This window comes from Cupriavidus sp. CuC1, assembly GCF_044627735.1.
Classification (GTDB): domain Bacteria; phylum Pseudomonadota; class Gammaproteobacteria; order Burkholderiales; family Burkholderiaceae; genus Cupriavidus; species Cupriavidus ulmosensis.
In genome coordinates this window covers 1-12,789 of record NZ_JBIUHC010000054.1, presented here as the reverse complement: position 1 = coordinate 12,789, position 12,789 = coordinate 1, and the positions used below count along the sequence as shown (strand labels likewise).

Genomic DNA, 12,789 nt, shown 5'->3' with positions numbered 1-12,789 from the left:
ACGCTCTCATTATTGGCCGGCCCGCACGATCGCGCGGGCCGCACCGGATATCAGGATTCGATTCAGTTCAGAGTGGCCGTCGCCAGCTTGGCGCCGAAGCCGATGAACATGGCGCCTACCCCGCTCGCCATGCCCGCCGACAGGCGTCGTCGGCGGCGAAACGCTTCGGCCAGCCTGGCGCCCACGAAGATGATCGCGGTCAGGTAGGCGAAACTGCACAACTGGCACACCAGCCCCAGCGCGACAAACGACAGCGCCGGATAGCCGAACTGCGGATCGACGAACTGGATGAAGAAGGAGATGAAGAACAGGATGGCCTTGGGGTTGAGCAGGCTCACCACCAGCGCCTTACGGAATGGGCTGACGTCGCGGTCCACGGGCGCCTGCGCCTGCGCCGCCCCGCCATCGCTGCCCCGGCTCGTCCAGGCGCGCACGGCACCGCGCAGCATCTGGAAACCGATCCAGCCCAGATAAGCGGCACCGATGTACTTCACCACGTAGAACAAGGCCGGGCTGGCCTTGAGCAGCGAGGCCACCCCCGCCGCCGACAGCACCATCAGGATGGCGTCCCCCAGGAACACCCCGCAGGCCCCCTTGTAGCCCTCGCGCACGCCGCGCTGCGCGGCCACCGATAGCACATACATCGAGTTCGGCCCCGGCAGCAGCACGATGAAAATCGTGCCGAGCACAAAGGTCCAGAAATCGGTAATGCCCAGCGCGGCATGCATGAAGGCGTTCATCGGGTCGTCCTGCGGTCTGCTTTATCTGCTTGGTTTGCTTGTCTACGTCACTTCTCGTCTTGGCTTCGCTGCGATTACTGGCGTGCGTCCGCCATCATCTTGGTGAAGCGGTCGAACAGGTAAGCCACGTCGTTCGGGCCCGGCGAGGCTTCCGGGTGGCCCTGGAAGCAGAAGGCGGGCTTGTCGGTCAGCGCGAAACCCTGCAGCGAGCCGTCGAACAGCGACACGTGGGTGGTGCGCACGTTGGCAGGCAGGGTATCGGCGTCCACCGCGAAACCGTGGTTCTGCGAAGTGATCACCACGCGGCCGTCGTCGAGGTCCTTCACCGGATGGTTCGCGCCATGGTGGCCGAACTTCATCTTCAGCGTCTTGGCGCCAACTGCCAGCGCCATGATCTGGTGACCCAGGCAAATGCCGAAGGTGGGGATGCCACGCTCGATGAACTCGCGGGTGGCGCGGATCGCGTAATCGCAAGGCTCGGGGTCGCCGGGGCCGTTCGACAGGAAGATGCCGTCCGGGTTGAGCGCGAGCGCGTCGGCAGCGCTGGCTTGCGCCGGCAGCACCGTCACCTTGCAGCCACGTTCAGCCAGCATGCGCAGGATGTTGAACTTGACGCCGTAGTCAAAGGCCACCACGTGGAAACGCGGCGACTCCAGCTTGCCGTAGCCGCTGCCCAGCGCCCATTCGGTCTGGTTCCACGCGTACGGTTCCTTGACCGACACCACCTTGGCCAGGTCCATGCCGGCCAGGCCGGGGAAGGAGCGCGCCAGGTCGATGGCCTTCTGCACATTGTCCTCGCCAGCCAGGATGCAGCCGTTCTGCGCACCCTTCTCGCGCAGGATACGGGTCAGCTTGCGGGTATCGATGCCGGCGATCGCCACCACCTTTTCCTGCTTCAGGTAGTGGCCGAGGGAATGTTCCTTGCGGAAATTGGAGGCCAGGAGCGGCAGATCCTTGATGATCAGGCCGGCGGCATGGACTTTCGTGGCTTCGACATCCTCTGTATTGACCCCGACATTACCGATATGCGGATACGTCAAGGTGACGATCTGCCGGGAATAGCTGGGGTCGGTGAGGATTTCCTGGTAACCGGTCAGAGCAGTGTTGAACACCACTTCGCCGATGGTATGGCCGGAAGCGCCAATGGAATAGCCACGAAAGACCGTGCCGTCTGCAAGCGCGAGAATGGCGGACGGAAAAGACGGTAACACGGGTAGGCTCCTGCTGGATTCACCCCGTGACCGACCTGCTCAACGCCTCTTGCCCCGTTCTGCGGCGGGGCGACCGGCAGCGCGTGGATTGTCGATTTCGTCGACTGGACGCGATGCTTGTCGCCGGGGCCGTTCGCTCGGTGCTCGATACGCCACACAAAACAATGCGGCGGAGCCAGGGCGAAATGGGGGCGGCGGAAGGTGGAATTCGGTAGGCGCTAGGGTGAGGGGTTCTGAAAGCGAAACTTTTGGATTATACCCCGCGCCACTCATTTTCTCAAGTTATCAAGGACTTGCGGACGCCTCGACCCTCCCCGATGCGCCTGGCAGCCCGCAGGCATGCCAGGCGGATGGCGTCATTCGGCAGCCGGCACGACCGCCGTCACCTCGATCTCCACCTTGGCGCGCGCCTCCACCAGATCGGCCACTTCCACCGCCGTCATGGCCGGAAAATGACGCCCGATGGTGGCGCGGTAGTGCTCGCCAATGGCGCGGTAGGCCGCCACATACTCCACCTTGTCCTTCACATACCAGGTCATGCGCACGATGTGATCCGGACGCGCGCCGCCCTCGGCCAGCACCGCCACGATATTGCGCAGCGCCTGGCCGACCTGCTCGGCAAAGTCATCGGTCTCGAACTCGCACTGGCCGTTCCAGCCGATCTGGCCGCCGACGAAGAGCAGGCGGCTGCCCACCTGCATCTCGGTCATGGTGCCGTTAGAGTAGCCGCGCGGCGCGGCCCAGTCTGGTGGCTGGAGAATCTTCATGGTCGGTTTTCCGTAAGAAGTGATTGGGATCTTGTTTTCTGTCTGGTCGACTTCGCCCTAAGCCCCGGACGGGCGCATCGGTGAGGGCATCGGGGCATCGGGCGCCAGGAACCGCTCCATGGCCGAGCGCACTGCCTGCGGCAGCGCGCTCGGCATCATCTGCGCGGTATCCACGCATACCAGCCGCTGCGCGATCTCCACGCGCAGGTCCCCGGCTGGCCCGACGAAGCGCACCAGCAAGGCGAAGCTGCTGCGCCCCAATTGCGTCACACGCAACTCGCGCATCAACAATTCGCCCAGGCGGCTGGGCGCGACAAAGCGGGTGGACAATTCAGCCGTCGGCACACCGGCCTGCCCCGCGCCATGCATCTCGGCGAAGGACCAGCCGAGCGCCTCGCGGAACCAGTCCTCGACGAGGTCGTTGAGCATCTCGAAGTAGCGCGGGAAGAATACGATGCCGGCGGCATCGCAATCCTTGAAGCGCACCCGCACGCTGTTGCTGAAGACCTCGCTCACGGCTGCCTCGCGCCCTCGGGTGCCCCGCCCTGCTCCGCCATCTGCCGCAGGCGGAAACGCTGCAGCTTGCCGGTCTCGGTGCGCGGCAGCGCGTCGACGAAGATCACCCGGCGCGGATACTTGTACGGCGCGATCTCGGCCTTGACGTAGGCCTGCAGCGCAGCGCAGGTCTCGTCGCTGGCCGCCACGCCGGGACGCAGCACCACGTAGGCGGCAACAATCTGGCCGCGCTCGGGGTCGGGCATGGCAACCACGCCGCACTCGGCGACCGCCTCATGGCGCATCAGTGCGCTCTCCACTTCCGGTCCGGCGATGTTGTAGCCGGCCGAGACGATCATGTCGTCGGAACGCGCCTGGTAGTAGTAGTAGCCATCGGCATCGGCCTTGAACGTGTCGCCCGGCAGGTTCCAGCCGTCCTTCACGTAGCTGGCCTGGCGCGGGTCGTCCAGGTAGCGGCAGCCGGTGGGGCCGCGCACCGCCAGCCTGCCGACGGTGCCGTACGGCACCGGCTGCATCTGCTCGTCCACGATCTGCGCGACATAGCCGGGCACCACCTTGCCGATGGCGCCGGGCCGCACCTCGGCGCCCGCGCTGGAGATGAAGATGTGCATCATCTCGGTGCCGCCAATGCCGTCGGTCATCTCGATCCCGGTGGCCGCCTTCCAGCTCTGGCGCGTCGCGTCGGGCAGCGCCTCGCCGGCCGATACGCTCTTGAGCAGGCTGGAAATGTCGTACCCCTGCGCCAGCGCGGCCATCTGCCGGTAGAAGGTCGGCGCGGTGAACACGATGGTGGCGCGAAAGGACTGGATCAGCGCCAGCAGGCTTTCGGGAGTCAGCCGCTCGGCCAGCACGGTGGAAGCCCCCACGCGCAGCGGGAAGCACAGGATGCCGCCAAGCCCGAAGGTAAAGGCCAGCGGCGGCGTGCCGCAGAAAATATCGTCCGGGCCGGGCTTGAGCACATGGCGCGGGAACAGGTCGCACATGGCGATCACGTCGCGATGGAAATGCACCGTGCCCTTGGGCTGTCCGGTAGTGCCGCTGGTGAAGGCAATCAGGCAGATGTCGTCAGCCGCGGTATCGCAGGCCTCGAAGCTCTCGGGCTTGCCCGCCATGGCAGCTTCCACCGAGCCGGCGCCGCTGCCGTTGAAGTACAGCGCCTGCGTCAGGCTCGGGCAATGGTGCTCGCCACCTGGATCGAGGTTGGCCTCCAGTTCCTCGCGCAGGCGTTCGTCGCACAGCGCGGCGCTGACTGCCGCGCGGTCGATCACCTGCTTGAGTTCCTTGGCGCGCAGCAGTGGCATGGTCGGCACCGCGATCAGGCCAGCCTTGACCACCGCCAGCCAGCACGCCCCCATCATCAGGTTGTTGGGGCCGCGCAGCAGCACCCGATTGCCCGGGACCAGCTTCATGTCGCCGGTCAGCACATGAGCGATGCGGTTGGACAGCGCAGCCAGTTCGGCATAGCTGACGGTGCGGTGCGCGCCGTCCTGCTCATGGCGGATGGCCACGCGATCGCCGCGCCCCTCGCGCACATGGCGCTCGACCAGCTCCAGCGCGCAGTTCATGCGCTCCGGGTACCGGGTATCGGCGTTGAACAGGAACGCCGGCCACTGCTGCGGGGGCGGCAGGCGGTCCAGTGCAAAGGTATCGAGGTGGGCTGTGCTCGCCATGGTTGTCTCCACTTCCTTCATTCTGGTGATACTGGTCGGGGTTGTCCGCTCGCGCCGGGCACGTCAGGCGCGATGCTGCGCCAGCGTTTCGCGCGCGATGATCAGCTTCTGCACTTCGGTGGCGCCCTCGTAGATCCGCAGCGAACGGATCTCGCGATACAGGCTTTCCACGCGCGTGCCGACCTTGACGCCAAGGCCGCCGAACATCTGCACGGCGCGGTCGATCACCTGCTGCGCGTTCTCGGTGGCGACCATCTTGGCCATCGCCGCTTCACGCGTGGTCCGCACGCCGGCCACGTCGCGCAGCCACGCGGCGCGGTAGGTCAGCAGCGCCGCCGAGTCGATGGCGGTGGCCATGTCGCCGATGGCCGCCTGCGTCAGTTGCAGGTCCGCCAGCACGCCGCCGAACATCGGCCGCGCGGTGGCGCGCGCCAGCGCTTCGTCGAGCGCGGCGCGGCCGAAGCCCAGCGACGCGGCGGCCACCGAGGCGCGGAAGATGTCCAGCGTCATCATGGCCACCTTGAAGCCCTGCCCTGCCTCGCCCAGCCTTGCGGCTTTGGGCACGCGGCAGTTCTCGAAGCGCAGCGTGGCCAGCGGGTGCGGTGCCATCACGTCGATCCGCTCGGCGATGGTCAGGCCCGGCGTGTCCGCATCCACGACGAACGCAGAGATGCCGCGCGCGCCCGGCGCTTCGCCGGTGCGGGCAAAGACGCAATAGAAGTCGGCGATGCCGCCGTTGGAGATCCAGGTCTTGACGCCGTCCAGCACGTAGTGGTCGCCATCCTGCACCGCGCGGCATTGCAACGCGGCGACATCGGAACCCGCATCGGGCTCCGACAACGCGAACGCGGCAATGGCTTCGCCACGCGCCACACGCGGCAGGTAGCGTTCGCGCATGGCATCGCTGCCGGCCAGCGTAATCGCGCCGCTGCCTAGCCCTTGCATAGCGAAGGCGAAGTCGGCCAGGCCATCATGGCGGGCCAGCGTCTCGCGCAGCAGGCACAGTGAGCGCGAGTCGAGCTTATCGAGCGCGCCGCCGTAGGCCGCTGGCACGCAGTAGCGCAGCCAGCCGGCCGCGCCGAGCTGGCGCACCAGCGCACGGCAAGCCGCATCGGTATCGCTGTGGTCGACCTTGAGCGAGGCCGTGGCCCACGCATCGAGCCGTTGCTCCAGTTCGCGGTGCGCGTCGTCGAAGAACGGCAGGGCGAGATAACTTTTGTCGGACATGGCGTGCGTTTCCTCTGCTAATCAGCTGATCGTTCAGTCGCCTTCGAACACGGGGCGCGCCTTGGCCACAAACGCGTCATAGGCGCGGCGGAAGTCCCGGGTCTGCATGCAGATGGCCTGCGCCTCGGCCTCGGCTTCGATGGCTTCGTCCAGCCCCATATTCCACTCCTGGTGGAGCAGCTTCTTGGTCACGCCGTGGGCGAAGGTCGGTCCAGCGGCGATTTGCGCCGCCAGCGCCTGCGCCTCGGCCAGCACGACGTCGGGCGCATGCAGCGCGTTGAAGAAGCCCCACTGCAGCCCTTGCTCCGCATTCATCGCGCGGCCGGTATAAAGCAGTTCGCTCGCACGGCCCTGCCCGATCACGCGCGGCAGCAGCGAGCAAGCGCCCATGTCGGCGCCGGCCAGGCCGACCCGCACGAACAGGAAGGCCGTCTTGGCCTGCGCCGTGCCCAGGCGCATATCGGAGGCCAGCGCCATCATCGCGCCGGCACCGGCGCAGATGCCGTCGACGGCGCTAACGATTGGCTGCGGGCAGGCCCGCATGGCCTTGATCAGGTCGCCGGTCATGCGCGTGAACTCCAGCAGCTCGGGCATGGTCATGCGCGTGAGCGGCCCGATGATTTCGTGCACGTCGCCGCCCGAGCAGAAGTTGCCGCCGGCGCCGGTGATGACCACCGTCTTGATGTCGGTGGCGTAGCACAGGCCGCGGAACAGGTCGCGCAGCTCGGCGTAGGAGTCGAACGTGAGCGGGTTCTTGCGCTCGGGGCGGTTCAGCGTCACGGTGCCGACCTTGCCGTCGGCCGAGACCGACCACAGGAAGTGCTGCGGCTGATACCCGGCGAAGCTGCGCTTGTGGTGGCGCATGTCCAGTGCTATTTCGCTCATCTCGTTTCTCGCTTGTTCGTTCTGATTCTGGTTGACTTGCATGCGTCGGGGATCAACCCGCCATGACCTCGCCGCCGGCCACGGCGATCGACTGGCCCGTGATGGCGCTGGCCGATGGCTGGCACAGCCACGCCACCGCATCCGCCACCTCGTCGGGCTGCACCAGCCGCCCCTGCGGATTGCCCTTGGCCAGCTCGGCCCGGGCCTGCGCCTCGGTGCGGCCGGTCTTGCGCACGATATTGGCGACGGCGTCGCGCACGATGTCGGTTTCCGTATAGCCCGGGCAGACCGCATTGACGGTGACGCCGCTGCTCGCCGTTTCCAGCGCCAGCGCGCGGGTCAGACCGATCACGCCGTGCTTGGCCGCGCAATAGGCGCTCACATAACCATAGCCAACCAGCCCGGCCGTGCTGGCCACGTTGACGATGCGGCCCCAGCCATTGGCCAGCATGTGCGGCAGCGCGGCCTGCGTGCAGACAAAGGTGCCGGTGAGGTTGACCGCGAGCATGGATTGCCACAGCGCGAGATCGGTCTTGCCGAACGGCGCACTGCGCGCCTGGCCGGCATTGTTGATCAGCAGGTCGATGGGCCCAGCGCGGCCGGCGGCTTCGGCAAAGGCCGCCGCCACGCTGTCAGCCTGGGAGATGTCCGCCGTCACCGTGCACAACACGGCAGGCGACACCACGGCCTCGGCCAGCGTATCGGCGGTGGCCGCCAGCGTGGCCGCGTCGCGGCCCAGCAAGGTCACGCTAGCGCCGTGCGAGAGCAGGCGGCGCGCAATGGCAGCGCCGATGCCGCGCCCGCCGCCCGTGACCAGCGCGTGCCGGCCTTGCAGGGAAAGATGCGCGTTCATGCTCAGTGATCCTCCGGCTGGCGGGCTTGCTGCGCTTGTTGTGCCGCTCGCTCCAGATTGGTTTCGAGCTGACGCTTGCCGGCCTGGTATTGCTTGGGCCATGCCAGGTCGCGATGTCCCAGCCGCGCCGCCTCATGAATGGTCCAGGCGGGATCCGCCAGGTGCGGACGCGCAATCGCGCACAGGTCCGCACGGCCGGCGGCGATGATGCTGTCGACGTGGTCCGCCTCGAAGATCGCGCCGACGGCAATCGTGGCGATGCCGGCTTCGTTGCGGATACGGTCGGCAAACGGCGTCTGGTACATGCGCCCATAGACCGGCGCCTGGTCCGGGCTCACCTGCCCGGAGGAGCAGTCGATCATGTCGGCGCCGGCTGCCTTGAAGGCGCGCGCGATCTCGATCGCGTCGTCGGGCGTGATGCCGCCTTCGACCCAGTCATGGGCCGAGATCCGCACGGACATCGGGCGCTCCTGCGGCCATACGGCGCGCACGGCAGCGAAGACTTCGAGCGGGTAGCGCAGCCGCGCCGCCAGCGAGCCGCCGTATTCGTCCGTGCGCTGGTTGGTCAGCGGCGAGATAAAGCTGGAGAGCAGGTAGCCATGGGCACAGTGCAGTTCCAGCCAGTCGAACCCGGCTTCGGCAGCACGCCGCGCGCTGTCCACGAAATCATCGCGCACGGCATCCATGTCGGCGCGGCTCATCTCGCGCGGTACTTGCGACACGCCCGGCATGTACGGCAACGGCGAGGCCGACATCACCGGCCAGTTGCCGCTGGCGAGCGGATAGTCCATCTGTTCCCAGCCAAGCTGGGTCGAGCCCTTGCGTCCGGCATGGCCGATCTGCATGGCGATGCGCGCGTCGCTGTTGGCGTGCACGAAGTCGACAATGCGGCGCCAGGCGTCGCGCTGCGCGTCGTTCCACAAACCCGGGCAGCCCGGGGTGATGCGCGCATCCGGCGAGGTGCAGGTCATCTCCGCCACCACCATGCCCGCGCCGCCGAGCGCACGCGCGCCCAGGTGCGTCAGGTGGAAGTCGCCCGGCACGCCGTCCTCGCAGGAGTACATGGCCATCGGCGACACCACCACGCGGTTCTTCAAGGTGACGTTGCGCACGCGGAACGGCGTGAACATCGGCGGCACTGCGCGGGCCTGTGCCGCCTGCGCGGCGCTGGTGACATTGGCGACGTTGGCAGCCGCCTGCCCCGCCAGCCAGCGCTCGAAGCCCTCGACGTAGCCGGGATCCCGCACGCGCAGGTTCTCGTGCGAGATGCGCTGCGAGCGCGTCAGCAGCGAATAGGCGAACTGCTCCGGGGCCATGCCGGCGTAGCGCTCGACATTCTCGAACCACTCGGTGGAGTTGCGCGCGGCATTCTGGATCTTGAGTACCTCGACGCTGCGGGTGGCCTGGTAGCGCTCCAGCGCCTGCGGCAGTACATCGGCGCCGCCGGCGCCGGCATCGCGGATATTGTTGGCCAGGTCGATGGCGTCTTCCAGCGCCAGCTTGGTGCCGGAGCCGATGGAGAAATGCGCGGTATGCGCGGCGTCGCCCATCAGCACCACCGGCACGCGGCGGCCATTGGCCAGCGTATTCCAGCGCACCCAGGTGCCGCAGATCACACGGGGGAAGCGGATCCAGTTGGCGGAACCGCGCAGGTGCGTGGCGTTGCTGATCAGTGCGTTGCCGTCCAGGTAGCGTGCGAACAGCCGTTCGCAATAGGCCACGCCCTCTTCCTGGCTCATCTGCTCGATGCCGGCGGCACGCCACACATCTTCGGGCGCCTCGACGATAAACGTCGACGTGTTGTCGTCGAAGCGGTAGGCATGGGCCTGGAACCAGCCGTGCTCGGTTTTTTCAAAGGCAAAGGTGAAGGCGTCGAACAGCTTGCGCGTGCCGAGCCAGACAAAGCGGCACTGGCGGGTATCGATATCGGGCTGGAAGGTCTCGGCATAGCGCCCGCGCACGCGGCTGTTGATGCCATCGGAGGCGATCACGAGGTCGGCCCGGTATTGCTGCGCCAGCGCCTGGTCGTCCGTCACGTCGGTCTCGAACACCAGGTGCACGCCGAGTGCCTCGCAGCGTGCCTGCAGGATATTGAGCAGGCGCTTGCGGCCGATGCCGATAAAGCCATGCCCGCCGGAGCGCAGGGTGCGCCCGCCGATATGGATGTCGATATCGTCCCAGTGGTTGAACGCCGCGTTGATCTGCTCCGCGCTGACCGGGTCGGCCTGCCTGAGGTTGTCCATGGTGGCGTCGGAGAACACCACGCCCCAGCCGAAGGTGTCATAGGGGCGGTTGCGTTCCACCACGTAGACCTCGTTGGATGGGTCCCGCAGCTTCATCAGCAAGCCGAAGTACAGGCCCGAGGGGCCGCCGCCAATACACAGCACTCGCATTTTTTCGTCTCCTGCGTGCCGGTCCGCCCCTTGGGATTCTGAGTTCCAGGAGAGCCGTGCGGCACATGCGATGCGCGGGAGCGCATCTAGATCATGCTTAAATATTTGATGCTTAAAATATTAGTCCGCATGCACACCCCTGGCAAGCACAATCTTTTGCGCAGTGCAGCGCCCGCCGGAGGGCGGGCGCCTCTGCCTTCAGCCTTGCATCGCCGCCTGCAGTTGCGCGAGTGCGGTGGGATCCTCAATCGTGGTCAGATCGCCCGGGTCGCGCCCTTCCGCCACCGCCTGCATGGCGCGGCGCAGCAGCTTGCCGGAGCGCGTCTTGGGCAGCACATTGACAAAGAACACGCGCGCCGGGCGCGCCACCGCGCCCAGTTGCTGGTCCACCGTTTTCATCACATCGCCCTCCAGCGCCAGCCGATCGGCCTGGGTAGCGGTACGGGCCGCGTCGCGCACGATGACAAAGGCCATTGCCACCTGGCCCTTGAGCGCATCGTGCACGCCCACCACAGCTACCTCGGCCACCGCCGGGTGCGATGAAATGCTCTCCTCGATCTCGCGCGTGCCCAGGCGGTGGCCCGCCACATTGATCACATCGTCGGTACGGCCGAGGATAAAGATATAGCCATCCTCGTCCTGCACGCCCCAGTCGAACGTGGAATAGCAGCGCCGTCCCGGCACGCTGGACCAATACGTCTTGACGAAGCGTTCGTCGTCGCCCCACACCGTGGTCATGCAGCCCGGCGGCAGCGGCCCGTCGATGGCGACCACGCCCTTCTGCCCCGGCGGGCATTCGGCGCCGGTAGCCTCGTCGACGATCTTCAGGTCGTAGCCGTAGACCGGCACGCCAGGTGAGCCCAGCTTGGCCGGCAGCGGGTCGATGCCGCGCTGGATGGCAATGATCGGCCAGCCCGTCTCGGTCTGCCAATAGTTGTCCACCACCGGCTTGCCGATGCCCTGCTGGATCCAGCTCGCCGTGGGCTCGTCGAGCGGCTCGCCGGCCAGGAACAGCAGGCGCAGGCTGGACAGGTCGTAGCGCGTGAGCCAGGCGGGATCCTGCTTCTTCAGCACGCGGATGGCGGTGGGCGCGCTGAACATGATGTTGACGCGGTACTGCTCGACCAGTTGCCACAGGATGCCGCCGTCCGGGCGGATCGGCGTGCCCTCGTACATGACCGTAGACATGCCCGCCAGCAGCGGCCCGTAGACGATATAGCTGTGCCCGACCACCCAGCCGATATCGGAACTGGAGAACATGGTGTCGCCAGCCTTGCCGCAGAAGATGTAGGCCATCGAGGCCGCCAGCGCGACCGCGTAGCCGCCGGTATCGCGCTGCACGCCCTTGGGCTTGCCCGTGGTACCGGACGTGTAGAGCACATAGGACGGCTCGCTCGATTCAAGCCACACGCACGGCACGCGCGCCGCGCCCACGCGCTCGCGCCAGGCGCCATAGTCTTCATCGCGGCCGGGCATGAACGTCATCGGGGAAAGCTGGCGATCCACCAGCAACACGCGCTCCGGCTTGTGCGCGGCCAGGTTCACCGCCTCGTCCAGCAACGGCTTGTAGGGCACCACCTTGCCGGCGCGCGAGCCGGCATCCGCGCTGACGATCACGCGCGGCCGCGCATCGTCGATGCGCGCGGCCAGGCTCACCGAGGCAAAGCCGCCGAACACCACGGAATGAATGGCGCCGATGCGCGCGCAGGCCAGCATGGCAAACGCGGCCTCGGGAATCATCGGCATGTAGATCAGCACGCGGTCGCCCTTGACCACGTCCATCTGCTGCAGGATCGCGGCCATGCGGTTGACCTCGTCGTGCAGCTCGGCGTAGCTGTAGGTGCGGTGCTGGCCCGTTTCGGTCGACACGTAGATCAGGGCGGCCTGGTCCGCGCGCTCGGCCAGGTGGCGATCGACAGCGTTGTGGCAAAGGTTGGTGCGGCCGCCGACGAACCACCGGGTGAATGGCGGCCGGCTATCGTCCAGCACGGTGTCGAACGGGGTTTCCCAGTCGATGCGGCAAGCCTGTTCGGCCCAGAAGCCTTCAGGGTCGCTCAACGAGCGGGCGTGCAGGGCACGGGTAGCCGTCATGGCTTGTCTCCTCCGCTTAGATGCGGGTTGTTGGTTTGTTGCTTTGGGGATTTATTGCCGCTAGTTTGCCACCACTGCGGGTGCATGGCAGCCCACGCATGGGCTTGCCGAGGCCGGCGACCGGTTCCTGCAAGTCTGGGTACGCCGCCTTACGCAAGGCTTACCCACGATGCGCCGCACCAAGCAAAAGGGCGTGCCATTGGCACGCCCTTGATCTGGCTCAAACCCATCCCCGCTTCAGCGAGCGTGCGCCTTGGTCTTCGCCGGCCCCGCCGCCGATTTGCCAGCCGGCTTGGCGCTGGCCTTGGCTGCCGAAACGGTTGGCGCGGCCTTGGCCGACGACCTTGCCGCAACCGCGGCGCCCTTGCGCGGCGCCACCTCGACCACCACGCGCTGGCGTGGCGCGGCACGGCCCTTGGCAGACCCCCGCACCGCC

10 protein-coding genes and 1 pseudogene are annotated in these 12,789 nt (G+C 67.0%); all 11 read right to left on the bottom strand.

The genetic code is table 11. The features are described 5' to 3' along the window. Positions 1–62: 62 nt before the first annotated feature. Positions 63–740, bottom strand: coding sequence for a leucine efflux protein LeuE (leuE, locus tag ACGLHR_RS22675; RefSeq protein ID WP_400096466.1), 678 nt, complete (start codon positions 738–740; stop codon positions 63–65). Positions 741–814: 74 nt separating this feature from the next. Next, entirely contained in the window at positions 815–1,951 is a 1,137-nt protein-coding gene (gene carA / locus ACGLHR_RS22670; protein ID WP_400096465.1) for a glutamine-hydrolyzing carbamoyl-phosphate synthase small subunit, read from the bottom strand. Between the two features lie 356 nt (positions 1,952–2,307). After that, on the bottom strand, positions 2,308–2,718 hold the full coding sequence (locus tag ACGLHR_RS22665; protein WP_400096464.1) for a RidA family protein: 411 nt from the start codon (positions 2,716–2,718) through the stop codon (positions 2,308–2,310). Between the two features lie 57 nt (positions 2,719–2,775). Beyond that, entirely contained in the window at positions 2,776–3,234 is a 459-nt protein-coding gene (locus ACGLHR_RS22660) for an acyl-CoA thioesterase (protein ID WP_400096463.1), read from the bottom strand. Further along, the gene (locus tag ACGLHR_RS22655; RefSeq protein WP_400096462.1) at positions 3,231–4,904 is read right to left on the bottom strand and encodes an AMP-binding protein; all 1,674 of its coding nucleotides are present in this window, start codon (positions 4,902–4,904) and stop codon (positions 3,231–3,233) included. Before ACGLHR_RS22655 ends, ACGLHR_RS22660 begins: the two co-directional genes overlap by 4 nt. A 63-nt stretch (positions 4,905–4,967) precedes the next feature. Next, positions 4,968–6,131 carry an acyl-CoA dehydrogenase family protein gene (locus ACGLHR_RS22650; RefSeq protein WP_400096461.1) on the bottom strand — a complete coding sequence of 388 codons (1,164 nt, stop codon included), beginning with the start codon at positions 6,129–6,131 and terminating at the stop codon, positions 4,968–4,970. A gap of 33 nt (positions 6,132–6,164) precedes the next feature. After that, the gene (locus ACGLHR_RS22645) at positions 6,165–7,016 is read right to left on the bottom strand and encodes an enoyl-CoA hydratase family protein (RefSeq protein ID WP_400096460.1); all 852 of its coding nucleotides are present in this window, start codon (positions 7,014–7,016) and stop codon (positions 6,165–6,167) included. A 52-nt stretch (positions 7,017–7,068) separates the two neighbouring features. After that, on the bottom strand, positions 7,069–7,869 hold the full coding sequence (locus tag ACGLHR_RS22640; protein ID WP_400096459.1) for an SDR family NAD(P)-dependent oxidoreductase: 801 nt from the start codon (positions 7,867–7,869) through the stop codon (positions 7,069–7,071). A 2-nt stretch (positions 7,870–7,871) separates the two neighbouring features. After that, positions 7,872–10,262 carry a bifunctional salicylyl-CoA 5-hydroxylase/oxidoreductase gene (locus ACGLHR_RS22635; protein ID WP_400096458.1) on the bottom strand — a complete coding sequence of 797 codons (2,391 nt, stop codon included), beginning with the start codon at positions 10,260–10,262 and terminating at the stop codon, positions 7,872–7,874. A 198-nt stretch (positions 10,263–10,460) separates the two neighbouring features. After that, the gene (locus ACGLHR_RS22630) at positions 10,461–12,404 is read right to left on the bottom strand and encodes a propionate--CoA ligase (RefSeq protein WP_400096485.1); all 1,944 of its coding nucleotides are present in this window, start codon (positions 12,402–12,404) and stop codon (positions 10,461–10,463) included. A 186-nt stretch (positions 12,405–12,590) separates the two neighbouring features. Then, positions 12,591–12,789 (bottom strand): annotated as a pseudogene (locus ACGLHR_RS22625) (lytic transglycosylase); the annotation flags it as partial.

Bases quoted from the DNA above. Each gene is read 5' to 3' on its own strand.
- leuE (WP_400096466.1), bottom strand. From the start codon at position 740: ATGAACGCCTTCATGCATGCCGCGCTGGGCATTACCGATTTCTGGACC.
- ACGLHR_RS22665 (WP_400096464.1), bottom strand. From the start codon at position 2,718: ATGAAGATTCTCCAGCCACCAGACTGGGCCGCGCCGCGCGGCTACTCT.
- ACGLHR_RS22655 (WP_400096462.1), bottom strand. From the start codon at position 4,904: ATGGCGAGCACAGCCCACCTCGATACCTTTGCACTGGACCGCCTGCCG.
- ACGLHR_RS22650 (WP_400096461.1), bottom strand. From the start codon at position 6,131: ATGTCCGACAAAAGTTATCTCGCCCTGCCGTTCTTCGACGACGCGCAC.
- ACGLHR_RS22645 (WP_400096460.1), bottom strand. From the start codon at position 7,016: ATGAGCGAAATAGCACTGGACATGCGCCACCACAAGCGCAGCTTCGCC.
- ACGLHR_RS22640 (WP_400096459.1), bottom strand. From the start codon at position 7,869: ATGAACGCGCATCTTTCCCTGCAAGGCCGGCACGCGCTGGTCACGGGC.
- ACGLHR_RS22635 (WP_400096458.1), bottom strand. From the start codon at position 10,262: ATGCGAGTGCTGTGTATTGGCGGCGGCCCCTCGGGCCTGTACTTCGGC.